Origin of the sequence: Streptomyces actuosus (genome assembly GCF_016921115.1) — a bacterium.
Lineage (GTDB): Bacteria > Actinomycetota > Actinomycetes > Streptomycetales > Streptomycetaceae > Streptomyces > Streptomyces actuosus_A.
In genome coordinates this window covers 118,775-136,998 of record NZ_JAFFZS010000018.1, presented here as the reverse complement: position 1 = coordinate 136,998, position 18,224 = coordinate 118,775, and the positions used below count along the sequence as shown (strand labels likewise).

Annotated in this window: 17 protein-coding genes; 9 read left to right on the top strand and 8 right to left on the bottom strand. The window is 71.9% G+C overall.

The annotated features are described in order from the left end of the window. A partial coding sequence (locus tag JS756_RS38580) for a hypothetical protein (RefSeq protein WP_438817337.1) occupies nucleotides 1-228 on the top strand: 228 nt, incomplete at its 5' end. On the opposite strand, the gene JS756_RS22415 is transcribed toward JS756_RS38580, so the two are convergent. Both JS756_RS22415 and JS756_RS22410 read right to left on the bottom strand, forming a co-directional pair. Then, a complete protein-coding gene (locus JS756_RS22415; protein ID WP_205384949.1) occupies nucleotides 150-797 on the bottom strand; it encodes a LysE family translocator in 648 nt (215 codons plus the stop codon). The genes JS756_RS38580 and JS756_RS22415 overlap by 79 nt on opposite strands. Continuing rightward, the gene (locus tag JS756_RS22410) at nucleotides 790-1,383 is read right to left on the bottom strand and encodes a hypothetical protein (RefSeq protein ID WP_205384948.1); all 594 of its coding nucleotides are present in this window, start codon (nucleotides 1,381-1,383) and stop codon (nucleotides 790-792) included. The genes JS756_RS22415 and JS756_RS22410 overlap by 8 nt, the downstream gene beginning before the upstream one ends. Nucleotides 1,384-1,573: 190 nt before the next feature. On the opposite strand from JS756_RS22410, the gene JS756_RS22405 reads away from it, so the two are divergent. Both JS756_RS22405 and JS756_RS22400 read left to right on the top strand, forming a co-directional pair. After that, entirely contained in the window at nucleotides 1,574-2,911 is a 1,338-nt protein-coding gene (locus JS756_RS22405) for an aminotransferase-like domain-containing protein (protein ID WP_205384947.1), read from the top strand. A gap of 740 nt (nucleotides 2,912-3,651) precedes the next feature. Next, nucleotides 3,652-4,323, top strand: coding sequence for a helix-turn-helix transcriptional regulator (locus JS756_RS22400; protein WP_307790894.1), 672 nt, complete (start codon nucleotides 3,652-3,654; stop codon nucleotides 4,321-4,323). Nucleotides 4,324-4,408: 85 nt separating this feature from the next. Here JS756_RS22400 and JS756_RS22395 read toward each other — a convergent pair whose 3' ends face one another. The 5 genes from JS756_RS22395 to JS756_RS38845 all read right to left on the bottom strand — a co-directional run bounded on the left by JS756_RS22395 (nucleotide 4,409) and on the right by JS756_RS38845 (nucleotide 9,984). Then, a complete protein-coding gene (locus tag JS756_RS22395; protein ID WP_205384945.1) occupies nucleotides 4,409-4,615 on the bottom strand; it encodes a hypothetical protein in 207 nt (68 codons plus the stop codon). A gap of 245 nt (nucleotides 4,616-4,860) precedes the next feature. Beyond that, nucleotides 4,861-6,147: a YhgE/Pip domain-containing protein gene (locus tag JS756_RS22390; protein ID WP_205384944.1), complete on the bottom strand. Its 1,287-nt coding sequence runs from the start codon at nucleotides 6,145-6,147 to the stop codon at nucleotides 4,861-4,863. A 296-nt stretch (nucleotides 6,148-6,443) separates the two neighbouring features. Then, nucleotides 6,444-7,472 carry a LacI family DNA-binding transcriptional regulator gene (locus tag JS756_RS22385; RefSeq protein WP_205384943.1) on the bottom strand — a complete coding sequence of 343 codons (1,029 nt, stop codon included), beginning with the start codon at nucleotides 7,470-7,472 and terminating at the stop codon, nucleotides 6,444-6,446. Between the two features lie 130 nt (nucleotides 7,473-7,602). Further along, nucleotides 7,603-9,726, bottom strand: a complete 2,124-nt coding sequence (locus JS756_RS22380) for a SpoIIE family protein phosphatase (RefSeq protein WP_205384942.1) — start codon at nucleotides 9,724-9,726, stop codon at nucleotides 7,603-7,605. A gap of 180 nt (nucleotides 9,727-9,906) precedes the next feature. Further along, nucleotides 9,907-9,984: a hypothetical protein gene (locus JS756_RS38845; protein ID WP_498063052.1), complete on the bottom strand. Its 78-nt coding sequence runs from the start codon at nucleotides 9,982-9,984 to the stop codon at nucleotides 9,907-9,909. 324 nt (nucleotides 9,985-10,308) lie between these two features. On the opposite strand from JS756_RS38845, the gene JS756_RS22375 reads away from it, so the two are divergent. Beyond that, nucleotides 10,309-10,965 carry an HAD-IA family hydrolase gene (locus JS756_RS22375; protein ID WP_205384941.1) on the top strand — a complete coding sequence of 219 codons (657 nt, stop codon included), beginning with the start codon at nucleotides 10,309-10,311 and terminating at the stop codon, nucleotides 10,963-10,965. A gap of 284 nt (nucleotides 10,966-11,249) precedes the next feature. On the opposite strand, the gene JS756_RS22370 is transcribed toward JS756_RS22375, so the two are convergent. Further along, complete coding sequence (locus tag JS756_RS22370; protein ID WP_205384963.1) at nucleotides 11,250-12,191, bottom strand: NADP-dependent oxidoreductase; 942 nt, start codon at nucleotides 12,189-12,191, stop codon at nucleotides 11,250-11,252. An 88-nt stretch (nucleotides 12,192-12,279) separates the two neighbouring features. On the opposite strand from JS756_RS22370, the gene JS756_RS22365 reads away from it, so the two are divergent. The 5 genes from JS756_RS22365 (at nucleotide 12,280) to JS756_RS22345 (ending at nucleotide 18,025) form a co-directional block, all read left to right on the top strand. Beyond that, complete coding sequence (locus JS756_RS22365; RefSeq protein ID WP_205384940.1) at nucleotides 12,280-13,239, top strand: GlxA family transcriptional regulator; 960 nt, start codon at nucleotides 12,280-12,282, stop codon at nucleotides 13,237-13,239. A gap of 354 nt (nucleotides 13,240-13,593) precedes the next feature. After that, entirely contained in the window at nucleotides 13,594-14,289 is a 696-nt protein-coding gene (locus tag JS756_RS22360; protein WP_205384939.1) for a type 1 glutamine amidotransferase domain-containing protein, read from the top strand. A 3-nt stretch (nucleotides 14,290-14,292) separates the two neighbouring features. Further along, nucleotides 14,293-14,850, top strand: a complete 558-nt coding sequence (locus JS756_RS22355; protein ID WP_205384938.1) for a TetR/AcrR family transcriptional regulator — start codon at nucleotides 14,293-14,295, stop codon at nucleotides 14,848-14,850. A 271-nt stretch (nucleotides 14,851-15,121) separates the two neighbouring features. Then, nucleotides 15,122-16,039 carry a LysR family transcriptional regulator gene (locus JS756_RS22350; protein ID WP_205384962.1) on the top strand — a complete coding sequence of 306 codons (918 nt, stop codon included), beginning with the start codon at nucleotides 15,122-15,124 and terminating at the stop codon, nucleotides 16,037-16,039. Nucleotides 16,040-16,324: 285 nt separating this feature from the next. Beyond that, nucleotides 16,325-18,025 (top strand): BCCT family transporter, encoded by a 1,701-nt coding sequence (locus tag JS756_RS22345; protein ID WP_205384937.1) that lies wholly within the window; start codon nucleotides 16,325-16,327, stop codon nucleotides 18,023-18,025. Nucleotides 18,026-18,224 lie beyond the last annotated feature (199 nt).

Here is an 18,224-nt window from a genome sequence, read left to right as displayed (position 1 = left end):
ACCGCCGCCGTCGCCCGCTCCGTCCCCTGCCTCACCACCGTCCAAGCCCTCGCCGCCGCAGTCCAGGGCATCGACGCCCTCAACCACGGCGACGTCGACGTCCGCTCCCTCCAAGAACACGCCGAGCGACTGATCTCCGCCGTCCGGGCTCAGTTCGGGGCGCTCGGCACCGAGGTGTCGACGGCGAGCGTGACGGCGAGCGTGCCGAGCGCCGTTCCCATGACGTAGCGCTGCACCTTCAGCCAGGCGGGTCGGCGGGTGAGGAAGCCGGAGATGGTTCCGGCAGCCAGCACGATGGTCAGGTTGACGGTGAGGGCCACCATGATCTGGACGGAGCCGAGCAGAATGCCCTGGAGCAGTACGTTGCCCGCCTCCGGCGAGACGAACTGCGGGATCAGTGAGAGGTACATGATGGCGATCTTCGGGTTGAGGAGGTTCGTCATCAGACCCATCGTGAACAGCTTGCGCGGGGTGTCGGGCGGGATCTCCTGCGGGGCGAAGACGGAGATGCCGCCCGGTTTCAGCGCGCTCCAGGCCAGATAGCCGAGGTACAGGGCGCCGGCGAGCTTCACCGCGACGTACAGCTCGGGTACGGCGATGAAGACGACAGACAGGCCGAGGTTGGTGACGAGCAGGTAGACGAGGAATCCGACGGCGACTCCTCCGAGGGATATGACGCCGGCGCGCCGCCCCTGGGTGATGCTCCGGGAGACGAGATAGATCATGTTCGGGCCCGGGGTGAGCACCATCCCCAGGGCCACCAGTGCGACGCCGATGACTCCGCTTGTCTCAACCATGTGAGCCTGCTGCTTTCCTGTCGTCCTGTCGGTGTGCCGTCCCCGTGACCGCGTCGTGTTCGCGGATGCCGCGCAGGGCGTCGTGGAGGCTGTGGCTGATGTCGTGCAGGAGGTGGCGCGTGAGCAGGCCGACGGTGAGCCTCAGGTCGGGGAGCCGGGGATCCTCGTGCTCCCATTCGTCGGCGGTGAGCGCCGCCAGTCGGCCGGCCAGCGCCGCCGCGGCCCGGCCCAGTTCTCCGGCAACCCGCAGAGCGTCCTCCTCGTGATAGCTCGGCGGCGGCTCCGGGGTCACACTACTCGGTGCAATCGGGCGCGCCGTGCCGAAGATTGCATCGAGCTGTTGGTGGAAGAGGAGGCACATGTCGCGTACGTGGCAGCCGTGTTCCAGGACCGACCAGGCGGGCGCGCCGGCGCAGTGGCGTGCGGTGCCGGGACCGGTCAGGACGCGCTGCCAGCCAGTCGTCCAGTGCAGCAGCAGGTCGGCGGCGGTGTACCGGTCGCAGGTCTCGGAGGTGAAGGAGCAGCGGGTGCACTCGGGCGCCGGGAGCCGTGGCGGGCTCGGTAACGCGCTTGCCGTGAGGTTCACCGTGGTGCGACCGCCTTCCCTGCGGGCCCGCCCTCCGACCCTGCCGGAGGGCCGTCCAGCCGCCTCGTACCGTGATCGGGCCGATCGTGAGTGTATGTCGGATCAAGAGTCGGTTCAATAAAGCTTTTTGCCAGCATTTCTCTTGGTGCAATCGAGCCACTCCGCTACGTTGTGCCCGAAGGGAGGGACCGTGAGGAACTATCAGACCGTCGCCGACGCGGTCGCCGCGGAGATCAGGTCGGGACGCCTCAAGGCGGGCGATCGGCTTCCGACCCAGCGCGACTTCGCCCGGATGCACAACATCGCGGCCTCGACCGCCACCCGCGTGTACCAGGAGCTCGCCCGCCGCGGTCTCACGGTCGGCGAGGTGGGCCGCGGCACCTTCGTGTGCGGCACGTCCGGCATGTCGTCACCCGGGCCCGCCGAATCCTCCGACGGCCGGGTGGACCTGGAGCTCAACTACCCGGTGGTGCCGGAGCAGAGCGAACTGCTCGCCACCGGGCTGGGCCGGCTGCTGCGGCCCGACGTGCTGCGGGCCGCCATGCGACCGACCGGTCCGGTCGGTTCCCCCGCCGTGCGCGAGGCCGCGGCCGCTCTGCTGTCCCGGGGTGGCTGGCGCCCCGACCCGGCGCGTGTCCTGTTCGCCGGCAGCGGTCGCCAGGCGATCTCCGCCGCGGTCGCCGCACTGGTGCCGCCGGGCACGCGGCTGGGTGTGGAGGAGCTGACGTACCCCGCACTCAAGGCGATCGCCGCGCGGCTGGGGGTGACCCTGGTACCGCTGGCCATGGACGAGGCGGGGCTCGTTCCCGAGGCCGTGGCACAGGCGCATCGCGCCGGGCCGCTGCACGCGGTCTACGTCCAGCCCGCCCTGCACAACCCGCTGTCGCTGTCGATGCCGGAGGCACGGCTGGCCCGACTGGCCGATGTGCTGGCGGAGTCGGGGATCCACGCGATCGAGGACGGCGTGTGGTCCTTCCTGTGCGACGGCCCGCCGCCGCTGGCGTCGCTGGCGCCGGAGCGGACGGTGCTCGTGGACAGCCTGTCCAAGCGGCTCGCCCCGGGCCTCTCGCTCGGGCTGGTGGTGGCTCCGGAGTCCGTCACCAACAGCGTCTCGGTCGCGCTGCGTTCGGGGGGATGGACCCCGATGCGCTTCGCCGTCGAGGCGATGCACCAGTGGCAGGCCGACGACAGCGTGTCGGTCATCGTGGAGGCCAAGCGCCGACAGGCTCGGCAGCGGCAGGACATCGCCCGGGGTCACCTCGGCGGCTTCGTGACCCGGGGCGATCCCCGCTCGTACTACTGCTGGTGGGAGCTGCCCCGCCCCTGGCGTGCCGACACCTTCGTCGCCGCCGCCGCGCGGCACGGTATCGCGGTCACCCCGGCCGCGGCGTTCGCCGTCGACTCCGACCGGGTGCCGAATGCCGTCCGCCTGGGTCTGGCCTCCCCCGATCCCGGCGCTCTCTCCCGGGCCCTGGCCACCCTGGCCGACCTGGCCCGGTCCGCTCCCGACGATCTGGCCGCGGACTGAACGCCGGGACGACGCCCGTCATTTTCGGCTGAAGATCGCGGTGGAAGCAGTGGAAAAGACGACCGGATAGTCAATTGCAGCCCCAGGCCGAGTCGCGCCGCACACTCCGCCCGGCTTGCACGGAACTCGTACGGCAAGCGAAGAAAGAGTTGACGTTCCGAGACATACATCCACCCCGTCGATGTGATTCTTCTAACGTTTGAACGACGAACTTTCCTTCTCTGTCGCGCCGTTCGGGCGCGGATCTCATGATTGATGCCACGAGTTGATCTCTTTGTCGCCGCAATTTATTTGTCCTGCGGCACATCCATTCTGCACAAAATCCGGCCGCGAGGCGCGCGCTCCCTGCCATCGTGATTACGCAAAGCCACAACACGAAGGACGGGCAAATGTGTCGATCTGCGGACATGGATGCATCCCTTCGCGGGGTCGTACCTCTCTGCGACGAAGGGCTCCAGTGCTACCGGGAGGCATTGGAGACGGGCAGCGTATCGGGTGAGGTGCCCTCCTGCCTCACCGAGCACCGGCTCGTCCGGCCGCTCCTCGGCGGAACCGACTCCTTCATTCCGGTGCCGCCGAGAGTCGCCGAATCCGAGGTCTCGCGGCCGGTACAACGGAAAATCGAGCAGTACGAGGGAATACTGACCGCCCTTCACTCCTCCTTTCATGCAGCCGACCTTGTTTACCGGAATGCCCATTCGCGGACCGAGCCGTCCATTGAGCCGCTCAGCGGCGAGGAAGTGATAGGAGAGGCGCTGCGGCTGGCGGTGGCCTCCTGCGAGGAGGAATTACTGACGGCACAGCCGGGCGGCGGCAGGGCGCCCGAACTGCTCGCCGAAGCGCTGCCCCGCGATCTGGACGTGCTGCGGCGGGGGGTGCGGCAACGCACCCTCTACCAGCACAGCGTGCGCTCGCACCAGCCCACGCTGACCTACATCGAGCGGGTCCTGGCCGAGGGGGCCCAGGTCCGGACGCTGGAGGAGATCTTCGAGCGCGTCATCATCTGCGACCGCTCGCTCGCCTTCATCCCCGGCTCCCCGGAGCGGAAGACCGCGGCGCTGGCCATACGGCACACCGGCGTCGTCGAGTTCCTCGTCAAGGTGTTCGAGCACATGTGGGACCGCGCGCAGCCGGTGTCCATCACGATGGGCCAGCACCGGCCGGACCTTCTCACGGACTCCGTCCGCCGCACAGTACTCCGCATGGTCGTGGCCGGGCACACCGACGAGAGCATCGCCGCCCGGCTCGGGGTGAGCACCCGCACGGTCTCCACCCACATCAAGAAGGTCTCCGGCGCCCTGGGCAGCCGGAGCCGTGCCGAACTGGGCTACCTGGTCTCCCAGCGCAGACTCCTCGAACAGGAGCGGCCCCTGACCTCCGCGTCCGACGGAAGCCCCGGCGTCGAGCACTGAGCGGGTCCTCCGCACCGGCGCTGGCGCAGCCCTTCCGGGGCCCGCGCCGGCGCCTGACCGGCCGCCCCGGCGGCCGGTGGTGCGATCAGGACGTGAAGGTGCCGGGTCCGGTCGTCCCCCGCGTGTCCCGGACGAGCCCCATGAGCTCCACGCCGTGCGGTACCTCGTCCAGCAGGACGTCGAGGCGTCCCGTTCCCGGGTCCGCGCCGAGCAGCACCTGACCGTCCTGGTCGCCGAACGCGACGAGCAGGAGCAGACGTTCGCTCTGGAGCGTGGCGTCCGTGCACCGCACGGGGCGTGGTCGTTGCGGAAACAGCGGGCGGAATCTCCAAGCTCTGCCTTGCACTTCGTCGCCCAACGGGTGTTTCGCGGACACCCGGGGAGCCCTGCATCTGTTCGGGATCCGCGGAGGAGACGAGCAGCGGCCGAGCCGGGAAGGGGGATGCACCCGCCCGCGCCTCCGGACGGGTGCCCGGAGGCAGATTCACGCAACCGTGCACGGCGGAGGCGGCCTGCACAGGCGCTGTGGGGACCCGGTCAGTCGGGCTGCGGCACGAGCCGGCGCAGGCCTTTGCGGTCGTAGTAGCGGGTCATCCCCAAGCCGAACACCAGGGCCACGACGAACCCGACCGCGATCATGACCCAGCCCCGGGTCAGACCGGCGTCCGCGCGGGCGTCGAAGTACAGGATCGCTCTGACGCCGTCGGCGACCTGGCGCATGGGTTCGAAGCCTCCCAGGAAGCGGTAGAAGCCCGGCACCGCTTCGAGCGGTACCGTCGCACCGGAGGAGGGCAGGGCGAGGGCGATGAACACGAACATCGCCACGAGCTGGCCGATGCCGCCGAACGCGGCGTTGATCGCCTGGACGCCCAGACCGACCGACAGGGACGCGCAGTAGGAGAACGCCCACAACAGGGCCCGGTGCGGGGCGTCCATCCCGAGGATCACGATGGTCGCGAGCATGATCAACCCGGTCGTCACCAGGGTCAGTCCTGCCGTGATGCCCATCTTCAGCAGCAGTGTCTGCGTGCGGTCGATCGGCACGGTGGGGCGCCGTGAGTGCCAGGGCCCGATCTCACTGTCCGCGTAGCCGAGGGAGGTGTCGACGCCGTTGTGGACGATGTTGGCGCTCAGGAACCCGGCCAGTACGAGCAGGAGGGTGTAGTAGAAGGCGCTCAGTCCCAGGCCGGTGTGCCGTCTGATGGGATGACCCACCTGTGTCTGCACCGCGACGGGATCGGCGAGCAGGAGGCGGGTGGTGGCACTGGCTCCGGCGAGTGCCGGTGAACTCGTCAGTCGGCGGCCGATCTCCGACGAGGCCTGGCGAGCGGCTTTCTGGGTGATCTGGCCAGCCAGGGAGGAGCCCAGACTTCCCTTGCCGGGATTGGTCAGTACGGTCAGCGTCGGCCGGACGGTCGCCCGGCCGGTGGTCAGGTCGCCCACGGAGGACGTGAAGTCGGCGGGGATCAGCAGCGCGCCGAAGACCTTGCCGGAGGCGAGTTGCTCCTCGGCCTGCGTCCGGCTCACCTGGTGCCACTGCACGTCCCCGATGGGGGTGGAGGAGGTGATCGCGTCGCTGATCCGGGTGCCGAGGTTCTCGCGGCTGCCCGCGAGCGGCACGCCGGTGTCGGCGTTCACCAGGGCGATGGGCAGTCGGTGCAGGCTGTCGGCCGGTGCGAGGATGCCGCCCATGTAGAGCAGGGAGAGCACCAGCGTGACCAGGGCGCTGAGCACACCGGGCACGAGCCACAGCTTCCAGCGGCACAGCAGTCGTCCCGCGGTCGCCTCGGGTGTGCGAGCACACGTCGGTTTCCCACTGGCCATGCCTCTCCCCGGGCTCGACTTCGGCGGCGGCACTGCGGCGGACGGGCCCGGGCGGCGGACCGGGGGTCTGCGCACGGGCTCCGTGCGCAGCGCGCGGACGTAACGTGACGATAGGAGCCGCGCGCTACGAAGGGACGTCGCGACACCCGTGCCCGCACCGGATCCGGTGGGTTCCTGCTGTTTGCTCCGACGCGCGGCGGCAGGCCGCGGTCGGCCCCGCGGGGGCCGCGCGGTCCCCCGGGTCGGCCGCGGTGTGCCCGGCCGGTCGGCTGCCAGCCCGTTCCGCCTTCGGACGGTCAGGCCGGGCGGGCGGTGCTGGCGCGTTCGACCAGCTGGGTCGACAGCTCCACCCGCGGCAGATCGACCTCCTCCCCGTCGACCAGCCGCAGCAGGGTCCGGGCCGCCATCGCGGCCATCTCCTGCAGCGGCTGCCGGACCGTGGTCAACGGCGGGCCGCTCCACCGGGTGACGGAGAGGTCGTCGAAACCGACGACGCTGACGTCCCGCGGAATGCCCAGGCCGCGCTCGCGCAGTGCGGCGTACGCGCCGAAGGCCTGCAGGTCGCTGGCCGCGAACAGGGCGGTGGGAGGCGGCACATGGGCCTTGGCCGCGGCATCGAGCAGTGCGTGGGTCTCGGCCCGGCCGGAGACGTCGTTGAACTCGCCGAAGCGCAGCCACCCGTCGGGGACGGGGATGTCGGCCTCCTCCATCGCCGCGCGGAAGCCGTCCGCGCGGGCCCGGCTGCACAGCAGATTGCGCGGACCGGCCAGGTGCGCGATCCGCCGGTGACCGAGCCGGATCAGATGCTCGGTGGCCGCCGTGGCGCCCGCCCAGTTGGTGGCCCCGATCGTCGGCACCCCGGCGTCCGCCGTACCCACCGGGTCCACCAGCACGAACGGCACCCCCAGCGACACCAGCTTGAGCCGCTGCCGGGGAGTCAGGTCCGACACCACCAGGACGGCGCCGTCCGAACGCCGGGCCGCCATCTGCTCCAGCCACTCCCCCGTGTCCGCGCTGCGGCCGTGCACGGCCGACAGCACCATGCTCACCCCGGCCGCGTGCAGCGCCTGCTCCGCACCGCGGATGATCTCCACGGACCAGAGGCTGTCCAGCTCGTTGAGGACCAGGTCGACGATCCCGCCGCGGCGGCGACGGCCCTGGCGCCGCCGGTAGCGGTGCAGGTCGACCAGCCGCTGGATCCGGTCGCGGGTCTCCGCGGACACGTCCGACCGGCCGTTGAGGACCTTGGACACGGTCGACACGGACACCCCGGCCTCGGCCGCGATGACACTGATCGTCACCCGGTTCCCCGTCCGCACCGCCATCCGGGACACCCCCGTCCGTATCCGTACCGCTGCTGGTGGGTCGGCCCCGTCGCCGCACGCCTCGTCGTACGCCCCCTCCCGCAGGATATCCGCCCGCCGCCACGGCCCGGCGGACCGATGAACGACGATGTCAGCAGGTCTCCGGGGAGTCACCGGCCGTGCGGTCCGGCTCCTTCTCCAGTGGGCGGGCCTCGGCGATCAGCAGCGCGACGTCGTCGCGGTCGTAGGGGTGCCGCAGGGCGTTCAGGAGCCAGTCGCAGGTCTCCTCCAGCGGCTGCCGGAGGCCGTCGAGGACGTTCAGCAGCGCCGTCAGGCGCTCGTCGATGGGATCGTCGCGGGTCTCCACCAGGCCGTCCGTGTACAGGACGAGCCGGTCACCGGGCTCCAGGACGAAGGAGCTGGTACGGAAGCGGACCCCGCCGACCCCCAGTGGCGCGCCGGGGGAGAGCGCGAGCAGTTCGGGTCGGCGCCCGGCGCGCACGATCACCGGCGGAAGGTGTCCTGCGTTGGCGATGCGGCACCGGTGCCGGTGCGGGTCGTAGACGGCGTACACGGAGGTGGCGATGAAGTCCTCCAGGCCACAGGTGATCTTGTCCAGGTGCTGGAGGACCTCGTGCGGCGCCATGCCGAGGTCGGCGTAGGCGCACGTGGTGGCGCGCAGCTGCCCCATGGCCGCGGCCGCGTCGATGCCCTTGCCCATCACGTCGCCCACGACGAGCGCGGTCCGGTCCCCGGCGACGGGGACGACGTCGTACCAGTCGCCGCCGATCTCGCTGGAGGCCTGGGCCGGCTCGTAGCGCGAGGCGACGTCGAGTCCGGCGAGTCTGGGCGGCGGGCGCACCGGCAGCAGGCTGCGCTGCAGCGTCTCGGCGGAGTTGCGCACGTTCTCGTGCCAGCGGGCGTTGTCGATGGCGACGGCCGCGCGTGCGGCCAGTTCCCGCGCGAGCAGGACGTCGTCGTGGTCGAAGGGCAGGGGGTTGCGGGCGCGCATCACGTCGAACGCGCCCAGCACCTGGTTGTGCGCGATGAGGGGCACCGCGAGGTAGGAGTGCACACCGGCGCGGGCGAAGACCTCGGCGGCGTCGGCGTCGCGGGCGATGCGCAGCAGGTCCTCCCGTTGCGCCCGCGGCACGACGACCGGCTGTCCGGTGCGGACGCACTGAGTGATCAGGCGGTCGGCGCCATAGGCGGAGAGCTCCCCCACGACGTCGGCCGAACCGGTCACACCGGTCGGGTACGCCCCGGCCACGGCGAGGGCGCGGAACAGCTCAGGGCCGTCCTGCCGCCCGGAGGAGCGGCGGAAGGCCAGGACGGAGTCGAGGATGTCGACCGCCGCGACATCGGCGAGGTCCGGGACGGCGACGGCGGCGAGTTCGCGGGCCGTGCGTTCCGTTTCGAGGGTGGTGCCGATGCGTGCGGAGGCGTCTGCGAGGAGGGTGAGACGGCGCCGCGCCCGCTCCGTCTCGGCCGCGGCCAGGTGGCGCTCGGTGACGTCGACCACCGAGTTCGCCACCCCGATCACCCGGCCGCTGGGGGCGGTGAGCCGGTAGTAGGACACGGAGTAGGCGTGGTCGTGTTCGGGGTCGGCCTGGGTACGGCCGACCAGGTACCGGTCGATCAGCGGAACGCCCGCGCCCAGGACCTGGCGGAGCGCGGACTCGATGATCTCCGCGTGATCGGGATGGATGTCGCGCGGACGGCGGCCGATGTGATCGGCGGCGGGGATGCCGTTGATGCGTGCCAGAGCGGGGTTCACCAGCACGTAGCGCAGGTCGGGGTCGAGGAGCGCCACGCCGACCGGTGACTGGGACACCAGGTGATCGGAGAGCGCCAGCTTGGTCTCCAGACCCTGCACCATGGCCTGGTCCGCTGCGATGCCCAGTACGTAGACGTCGCCGACGTCGTCGAGCAGCCGCATGTTGCGGAACTCCACCAGGCGTGTGCTGCCGTCCTTGTGCCGGATGGGGAACGCGCCGGCCCAGCTGGTGCCGGCGTCCCTCAGCCGGGCGAACCACCGCATCACCTCGTAGCGGTGCTCCTTGTGCACCAGGAGGCGGACTGCGTACTGGCCCAGAGCCTCCTTCGCGGTGTATCCGAACACGTCGTCGGCCTGCGGGCTCCAGAACACGATGCGGCCACCGCTGTCCACCACGACGGCGGACACACTGAGCAGGTCGAGCAGCACGCCCGGTGGCGCCGGCCACTGGTGCCGGGCCGGGATCTCACGAGGGAAGGACCGGTCCGCGTCATCCATGCTGCGCGCTCCTTCCGGGGCCGTGCGCGACGAGGCGGTGCGGTTCACGCTTCGCCACGTGCCGCCGTACGGCTGCCCCGTCCGGGACAGAGGCACGGCCCGCCCGGGGGGCGGAGCGGCGGCCGGCGGCGGGTGGGGCTCCGGCCGCGGCGCGCAGGTGGGGCGGCCGGAGCCGGCCGCTCAGGACTGGGGCAGACGCCCGTGGTTCGCGGCGTGCTTACGGCGTGACTTCTTCTTCCTGCGTCGCTTGGAGGACATGTGCGCTCCCGCGGGGGCCGGGACCCGAACCGGTCGGATCGTGAGCATCAGTACACACAGAGGATACTTCCGGGCATTTCATCCCTCCATTGCTGCTCGCGCATCCCGCTCCACCGCTCAGATGCACGGCGGAGCGGGATGCGCGCTGCACGGGAGAGCAGCGGTCCGGGTCGTGGCCATGGCTTCTGCCACGTACTTGTGGGCCGTGGGCGGGAGGTTGCTTGACCTTGCCCCAGCGGGAAGGCACACAGTGTCCGTGTCGATCACATCGGTCGGCGGCGCCGCCCGCCGCCGGCCGGGCCACGGACACGAGGGGGAGTTCGCATGACCGCGACCTGCATCGTTCTCGACATCGGCGGCGTCCTGGAGTTCACGCCGAGAACCGGTTGGGCCGGACGCTGGGAGGAGCGGCTGGGGCTGCCCCCGGGTTCGGTCCACGAGCGGCTGGACGACGTGTGGCGGGCCGGGAGAGTCGGCCGCATCGGCGAGCGGGAGGTGCACGGACATGTGGCGGCCCGTCTGGGTCTCGGCGCGGCCGAGGTCGACGCCTTCATGAGCGATCTCTGGGCGGAGTATCTCGGCACGCCGAACGAGGAGCTCATCGCGTACGTGCGGGGGCTCCGCGGCAGGTGCAGGCTCGGCATCCTCAGCAACAGCTTCGTCGGCGCACGCGAGCGGGAGGCCGCGCGATACCGATTCCACGAACTGGTGGAGCAGATCGTGTACTCGCACGAGATCGGCGTCGAGAAGCCGGACCCGCGCGCCTTCGACGCCGTCTGTGCCGCGCTGGCCGTGCGGCCGGAGGAGTGCCTCTTCGTCGACGACGTCGCGGCCCACGTCGAGGCGGCCCGAGCGGCGGGCATGCAGGCGCACCTGTTCGAGGACACCGGCGGGACCCTCACCCGCATCGCCGCGCACCTGGACGCCGGGCCCTCCCTCCCTGCCGCAGGGCGGCGGCCCGGTGGTGCGCGCGGGCTGTGAGTCCGGGCGGCAGGCTGTGCCGGTGCCGGCTCCACCGTCCGCCCGGCAGTTGCGGAGAGCGGGGCCGGTGCCCGCCGGGCAGGCCGGACGGGGTGGCCGGACGGAACGAGGTCTGCCGAGGGCCGTCACCGCGCTGCGGACATCGCCCACCGGCAGGGATCGCGTGCGCGGCGGTCGGTCCCCGCCCCGGGCCCGTTCGCCCGCGACGGGCCGGCGGACGGATCGGTGGGCCCGCCGGGGTCCCCCGATCCGCCGCCGGCACGGCCCGGTGCGGTGTCGCGTCGCTACGCCGGGGCGTCCACGATCAGCACGATCTTGCCGGTCGTACGGCCGGTCTCCCCCAGGGCGTGGGCCTTGCCCGCCTCCGCGAGCGGCAGGGCCGCCTCGACGTGCGCGCGCAGGGCGCCGGACCGGACCAGTTCGGCGACGGCGTTCATTCCGGCGTGGTCGGCCTCGACCAGCAGGGTCTCCACTCGCACGCCCAGCTCGGCCGCCCGCGCCGCCTCGCCCGGGTCGGTGCCCGGCAGCAGCGAGACGAGCGTGCCGCCCGGCCGCAGCACCTCCAGCGAGCGCGCGCGGGTGTCACCCGAGAGCGGATCGAGGACCATGTCGATGTCGCGGGCCACGTCGCGGAAGTCGGTGCTGCGGTAGTCGATCACCTCGTCGGCGCCGACGGATCGGACGAAGTCGTGCTTGGCGGCGCTTGCGGTGCCGATGACGTATGCGCCGCGGGCCTTGGCGATCTGCACGGCGAGGTGGCCGACGCCACCGGCGGCGGCGTGGACGAGGACCCGCGATCCGGCGCGGACGTCGGCGGTGTCCACGATCGCCTGATGGGCGGTCAGGGCGGCGAGGGGCAGCGCGCCGGCCTGGAGGTGGTCGATGTCGGCGGGCTTGCGGGCGAAGGCGCGCGCCGGTCCCGTCACGTACTCGGCGTGGGAGCCGACACCGTACGGGTACGGCAGCATCCCGAAGACCTCGTCCCCGGGCTTGAAGAGGGTGACGCCGTAGCCGACGGCCTCGACGACCCCGGAGACGTCCCAGCCGAGGACGAGGGGCAGTCGGCCCAGGAAGACCTCACTGGAGCGGTGCTTCCAGTCCGTGGGGTTGAGGCCCGCGGCGCGGACGGACACGAGGATCTCACTCGGTCCCGGCGCGGGGCGCGGGATCCGCACCTCCTTGAGGATGTCGGGGGTTCCGTAGGCGTCCTGGCTGATGGCGCGCATCATGGCGGTCTTCGTCATGCGTCCAAGCCTCGCGGGACACCGCAGCGAGTACCATGGCATGATTGCCATCTTTCGACAGGATTCTGCCATGCGTCGTGCTCATCGTGTCGTCGTGCTCGCCCTGGACGGGGTGTATCCGTTCGAGCTGGGGATCCCGAGCCGGGTCTTCGGGGCCGCGGGAGACCACTACGAGGTGCTGACCTGCTCGGTCGACGGCGGTCCGGTCCGGACGAACGCGGACTTCTCGGTGACCGTCGAGCGGGGGCCGGAGGCGCTGACGACGGCGGACACGGTCGTCCTGCCGCCGATCGACTCCTCCCTCGTGACACGTGATCTGCCGGAGCCGGTGCGGGAGGCGCTGGCGTCGATCCCCCGATCGGCGCGCATCGTGTCGATCTGCACCGGCGCGTTCGTTCTGGCGGCCGCCGGTCTGCTGGAGGGACGTCCGGCCACCACGCACTGGGCGCTGGCCGGACTCTTCCGCGAGTGGTATCCGCAGGTGGCGCTGGATCCGGACGTGCTGTTCGTCGACGACGGCCAGGTACTCACCTCCGCCGGCGCCGCATCGGGGGTCGATGTCTGCCTGCACCTCGTCCGGGCGGACCACGGCAGCGAGGTGGCCAATCGGGTGGCGCGGGTGTGCGTCGTCCCGCCCTGGCGGGAGGGCGGCCAGGCGCAGTACATCGAGCGCCCGGTGCCCGAGACGACGGCGAACGGAACGGCGGCGACCCGCCAGTGGGCGCTGGAGCACCTGCACGAGCCGATCACCCTGCAGGACCTCGCCGGGCATGCCCGGATGAGCCTGCGCACCTTCGCCCGCCGCTTCCACGACGAGGTCGGCGTGAGCCCGGGGCGGTGGCTGATCCAGCAGAGGGTGGCGCAGGCGCGGCACCTGCTGGAGGCGACCGATCTGCCGGTGGACGACATCGCCGGGCAGGTCGGCTTCGGCACCGGCACCTCGCTGCGGCAGCACCTGCATGCCGCGATCGGTGTGTCGCCACTCGCCTACCGGCGCACCTTCCGCGGCGCGCCGGCACCGGTGGGCTGAGCACAGCCGCCGGCACCCCACCGCTCACGAGCGCCGTCACCGCACCGGCACGGTCGCCGTCCCGACAGGGCCCGCCGGGACGCGCGTCGCCGGGCACCGCCGCCGGCCTCCGGCGTGCGCGCGGCGGCTCCCTCCGGGTGCGGGCCCCGGGACTGCATTCCCGCAGAAGGCATCGGAATCCCGATGCCCGGCATTGGATTCCGCATTGGTCAGCGGTGGCCGGACCGTCCTACCGTCGTCGACATCGCCGCACTGACGATCTGTGCACGAAGTGTCGGATCGCCCACGGTGCCGGTGCGTGCAGCCCCTTCCCGGCCCCTTGCGGGCCCACGACAGCAGCCTCGGAGATCCACCATGTCGAAGATCCTCTTTGTGATGACCGGCGTCGACCACTGGACGCTGGCCGACGGCACCAAGCACCCCACCGGCTTCTGGGCCGAGGAGGCCGCCGCCCCGTACGAGGCGTTCCGGGCCGCGGGCCACGAGATGGTCGTCGCCACTCCCGGCGGCGTCGTGCCCACCGTCGACCGGGGCAGCCTCGCGCCCGAGGTCAACGGCGGCCAGGAGGGTGCCGACAGGATCGCCGCGACGCTCGCCTCCATGGCCGAGCTGAAGTCTCCGATCCGCCTGGAGGACGTCGAACTCGACGACTACGACGCCGTGTTCTACCCCGGCGGCCACGGCCCCATGGAGGACCTCGCCGTCGACACCACCTCCGGCGCCCTCCTGGTGGACACGCTCGCGTCCGGCAAGCCGCTGGGCGTGGTCTGCCACGCCCCGGCGGCACTGCTCGCCGCGACGGGGGCCGACGGCGGCAACGCCTTCGCCGGCTACCGGGTGGCCGCGTTCACCAACGCCGAGGAGGCGCAGGCCGGCTTCGCCGACAAGGCCCGCTGGCTGCTGGAGACTCGCCTCGTCGAGGCCGGCGTGGACGTGCGGGTCGGCGAGCCGTGGGCGCCGAACGTCGTGGTCGACCGCAACCTGGTCACCGGTCAGAACCCGGCCTCCTCCGGCCCGCTCGCCGCCGAATTGCTGAAGAAGCTGGGCTGACACATGGGCTCCGACCGGCTCGGCGAGGTCCTCGACGCCGCCTACGACTGCCTCATGCGGTACGGCGTACGGCGCACGACGATGGACGACATCGCCTCCACCATGGGTGTGTCCCGGTCGGCGGTCTACCAGTACGTCCGCAACAAGGACGACGTCTTCCTCCGCCTCGCCGACCGCCTGCACACGCGGGCGCTGGAGCGGGCCCGGCGGGCGGCGGACGACCGGGACGCCCCCTACGCGGCACGGATACGGGGCGTCCTGCAGGCCAGGCTCGACCTGGTCGCCGACCTCAGCGGCCCCTCGCCCCACACCGCGGAACTGCTGGACCACAAGGCCCGCTTGTTCGGGCACATCTGCGCCGACTTCACCGCGGACCTGAGAGACCTGCTGGTCCGGCTGTTCACGGAGGCGGGCACCGTCGACGAGCCGGCCCGGGCCGCGGACATCGCGGTCGCCCTGGTGACCGGGCTGGAGTCGGTGAGCGACGGCGCGGCGTTGCTGGGGCCGGCCACCGACGCGCTTCTGAACGGCCTCCTGGAGTCCTCGTCCCCGGCCCACTGACGAGGAGCCCGGGGGCGGGCCGGGCCCGTTCACCGGCGCCGCCCCGCCGAGGCCGCCCCGCCGAGGCCGTCTCCTCGTGCTCCACGCACCCGGCGCGGGCGCAGAGGCGCAGGCTCCCGGTCCGGCCACGCAGCGGTTCGGAGCCCTTCCACGCAGTGCCGGCACCGGGCGGGGCCGGTCCGGCAGGGCATCCTGGTCGTGGTGGAGGACGTCCGACACGTGGATGGGGCAACTGTTCTTGACGACACATGGGGATTCCGACAAGGCGGCCATGCCGCAGGCCGGTGCGGGGACGGCCGGCGCGGACCTGAATCTGCTGCGCACCTTCCTGGCGGTCTACCGCGCCGGCTCGTTCACCGCCGCCGCCGGGCTCCTGGGCCTGTCGCAGCCCACGGTGACCACTCAGATCCGGTCCCTGGAGCGGCAGACGGCGCGCGAGCTGTTCGTCCGCCGGCCCCGCGGCGTCTCCCCGACGGCGGTCGCCCACGACCTCGCGGCCCGGGTCGGCGCGCCCTTGGACGCACTGGCCGCCGCGACCGGATCCGAGCCCTCGCCCGACCGGCAGGCACCCCCCGTCCACCTTGCGGGCCCCGCCGACCTGCTCTGCACCCGCGTCCTTCCGGCACTGGCCCCGCTGACCGGCGAGGGGGTACGGCTGCGGATCACCCCGGGCCTGACCGAGCCCCTCCTGGCCGAACTGCGCTCCGGACGGCACGACCTGGTCATCGCGACCTTCCGCCCCCGCGGTCGGACCCTGACCGCCGAACCACTGATGGACGAGGAGTTCGTCCTGGTCGCCGCGCCCTCCTGGGCCGACGTCGCGACGCGCCTGGCCGCGGAAGGGCCCACGGTGCTGCACACCGTCCCCCTGATCACCTACTCGGAGGACCTGCCGATCGCCCGACGCTACTGGCGTCACGTCTTCGGCACGCGCCTGTCCTGCCCCGCCGCCATCACCGTCCCCGATCTGCGCGGCGTCCTCGCGGCCGTCGCCGCGGGGGCCGGCTTCACCGTCCTGCCGCGCTATCTGTGCCGGGACGAACTGGATTCCGGCGCCCTCGTCCCGCTCCTGGAACCGGACGATCCGCCCATCAACACCGGCTATCTGGCGCAGCGCCCGGGCCGCGCCGACAATCCCGACGTCGCCCGCGTCCGGGACCTCCTGCTCCGGGCGGGCCGCACCTGGTGACCGTACGGCCGCAGCCGGTCGGGGGACACCTGCGCCGGTCTGCCATGTGCACGCCCGGCGGGACGCCTGCGCGGCAGGCGAAAGAGGCCCTGGCCCCGCGTGTGACCGGCCCGTTCGGCTTCCGCGCCGCCCACGGCCGTCCCGCAGCAGCGGACCGGCTCCCGGAGCGCGGGCAAACGGGCCGCGAGGCGGGCGCGGCGGTGCGCGACACGGCCGCCCGTTCGAGTCCGCCGGGCGGCGTGCCGCCCGATGCGGGCACGTGATGTCCCACCATAGTGGGACATCATGAGCACGGAACCGATCGATCAGCCTCAGGCAGGGCCGGATCCCGGCATCCCGGTGACCGAACCGCCCGACCGCCCCCTCGTCGTCATCGGGATGGCCGCCGTCGTCGGCGTGGTCCTGTGGGCCTGGCTCGGCGACGATTCCTTCGACAGCGTCTCCTCCACGAGCCTGACGTGGGTCCTGAACAACTTCGGCTGGCTGTTCGTCGTCGCCGCGGACGTGTTCCTGGTCCTGTGCCTGGTGATCGCGCTCAGCCGGTTCGGCCGGATCAGGTTGGGCACGGACGACACCGAGCCGGAGTTCGGCAACCTCGCCTGGATCGCCATGATGTTCAGTGCCGGAATGGGCATCGGGCTGATGTTCTACGGTGTCGGGGAACCGCTCACGCACTATCTCGCGCCGCCCCCGGCGAGCGGGGTGCGGCCCCGGACCGACGCCGCCGCACGGGTGGCCATGCAGTACTCGTTCTTCCACTGGACGCTCACCCCATGGGCGATCTACGGGATCTCAGGGCTCGCCCTGGCGTACGCCGGATTCCGCAAGGGCCGGGGCAACCGGCTCAGCTCCGCGTTCGTGCCGCTCATCGGGGCCCGGCGGGCGGCGTCGTGGCCGGGCCGGGTGATCGACCTGCTCGCCGTCTTCGCGACCGTCTTCGGCACGGCGACGAGCCTGGGCCTGGGAGCACTGCAGGTCGCGGAGGGGCTCGACATCACCGTGGGCATCGACGCCACCCGGAACGCGCAACTCGTCATCATCGCGGCCCTGTCGGCGGCGTTCGTCGTCTCGGCCTTCTCCGGACTCCACCGGGGCGTCAAGTGGCTGTCGACGATGAACATCGTGCTCGCGGCCGGCCTGATGGTGTTCGTCTTCCTGCTCGGCCCGACCGTCTACATCCTGGACACGATCCCGGCGTCCATCGGCGGGTACCTGGAGAACCTGCTGCCGATGGCCACGCGCACCGGCGCCTTCTCCGACCAGCAGTGGCTGGGCTCCTGGACCATCTTCTACTGGGCGTGGTGGCTGTCCTGGGCTCCGTTCGTCGGAACGTTCATCGCCCGCATCTCGCACGGCCGGTCCATCCGCGAGTTCCTCATCGGCGTCCTGCTGGTGCCGAGTGCGGCGACGGTCGTCTGGTTCTGCGTCATGGGTGGGTCGGCGCTGCGGCTGCAGTCGACCGGGGAGGCGGATCTGGCGAGCACGATGCAGGACGGTGCCGAGGCGTCACTGTTCGGGATGCTGGACGCGCTCCCCATCAGCACCGTCACCTCGTTCGTCGCGATGGTGCTGGTCATGACGTACTTCGTGACGAGCGCCGACTCGGCCTCCCTCGTCATGGGCTCGCTGACCAGCCGCGGCGCACTGCACCCGCCGTCCTGGCTCGTGGTGATGTGGGGGGTGCTGATGGCTGCCGTGGCGGCGGTCCTGCTGGTCGTGGGCGGGCTGAGCTCGCTGCAGACGGCGACGATCCTGGTGGCTCTGCCGTTCGTGCTCGTCATGCTGGTGCTGTGCTGGGCGCTGTGGAAGGAACTGCGGGAGGACCCGGGCGCGGGCCCGGCCCGGCATCACGCGCTGCACGGGCTCCAGGACGTCGTCCGGACGATGGTCGGCGACGCCGTCACGCAGCAGAGCACGGGACGCCATCACCGGCTGCGGCGCGCGGCGAAGACCCGCACCGAGACCGACGGAGACGGAGACGGATGAACCGCCTCCACCCAAATGCGGGGGGTTCCTCTACCCGCGCTGCTCCGAGCACGACCCCCGGTCGTGCGGCGGCCGGGCGGGGTCCGGCGGTCTTGCACCGGCCGCCGGAGCAGCCCCCACCGGCCCTCCTCATCCCCCGCTCCGGCCGGTCACCGGCCGGAGTAGCACGGGTTGGAAGTCGTACAACGCCGGGCCCACA

What these genes read in the sequence shown, in the direction of transcription:
- JS756_RS22360 (WP_205384939.1), top strand. Translation starts at nt 13,594, where the DNA reads ATGTCGAAGATCCTCTTTGTGATGACCGGCGTCGACCACTGGACGCTG.
- JS756_RS22365 (WP_205384940.1), top strand. Translation starts at nt 12,280, where the DNA reads ATGCGTCGTGCTCATCGTGTCGTCGTGCTCGCCCTGGACGGGGTGTAT.
- JS756_RS22390 (WP_205384944.1), bottom strand. Translation starts at nt 6,147, where the DNA reads ATGGCCAGTGGGAAACCGACGTGTGCTCGCACACCCGAGGCGACCGCG.
- JS756_RS22370 (WP_205384963.1), bottom strand. Translation starts at nt 12,191, where the DNA reads ATGCGCGCCATCAGCCAGGACGCCTACGGAACCCCCGACATCCTCAAG.
- JS756_RS22415 (WP_205384949.1), bottom strand. Translation starts at nt 797, where the DNA reads ATGGTTGAGACAAGCGGAGTCATCGGCGTCGCACTGGTGGCCCTGGGG.
- JS756_RS22355 (WP_205384938.1), top strand. Translation starts at nt 14,293, where the DNA reads ATGGGCTCCGACCGGCTCGGCGAGGTCCTCGACGCCGCCTACGACTGC.
- JS756_RS22385 (WP_205384943.1), bottom strand. Translation starts at nt 7,472, where the DNA reads ATGGCGGTGCGGACGGGGAACCGGGTGACGATCAGTGTCATCGCGGCC.
- JS756_RS22375 (WP_205384941.1), top strand. Translation starts at nt 10,309, where the DNA reads ATGACCGCGACCTGCATCGTTCTCGACATCGGCGGCGTCCTGGAGTTC.
- JS756_RS22350 (WP_205384962.1), top strand. Translation starts at nt 15,122, where the DNA reads ATGCCGCAGGCCGGTGCGGGGACGGCCGGCGCGGACCTGAATCTGCTG.
- JS756_RS22345 (WP_205384937.1), top strand. Translation starts at nt 16,325, where the DNA reads ATGAGCACGGAACCGATCGATCAGCCTCAGGCAGGGCCGGATCCCGGC.
- JS756_RS38845 (WP_498063052.1), bottom strand. Translation starts at nt 9,984, where the DNA reads ATGTCCTCCAAGCGACGCAGGAAGAAGAAGTCACGCCGTAAGCACGCC.
- JS756_RS22380 (WP_205384942.1), bottom strand. Translation starts at nt 9,726, where the DNA reads ATGGATGACGCGGACCGGTCCTTCCCTCGTGAGATCCCGGCCCGGCAC.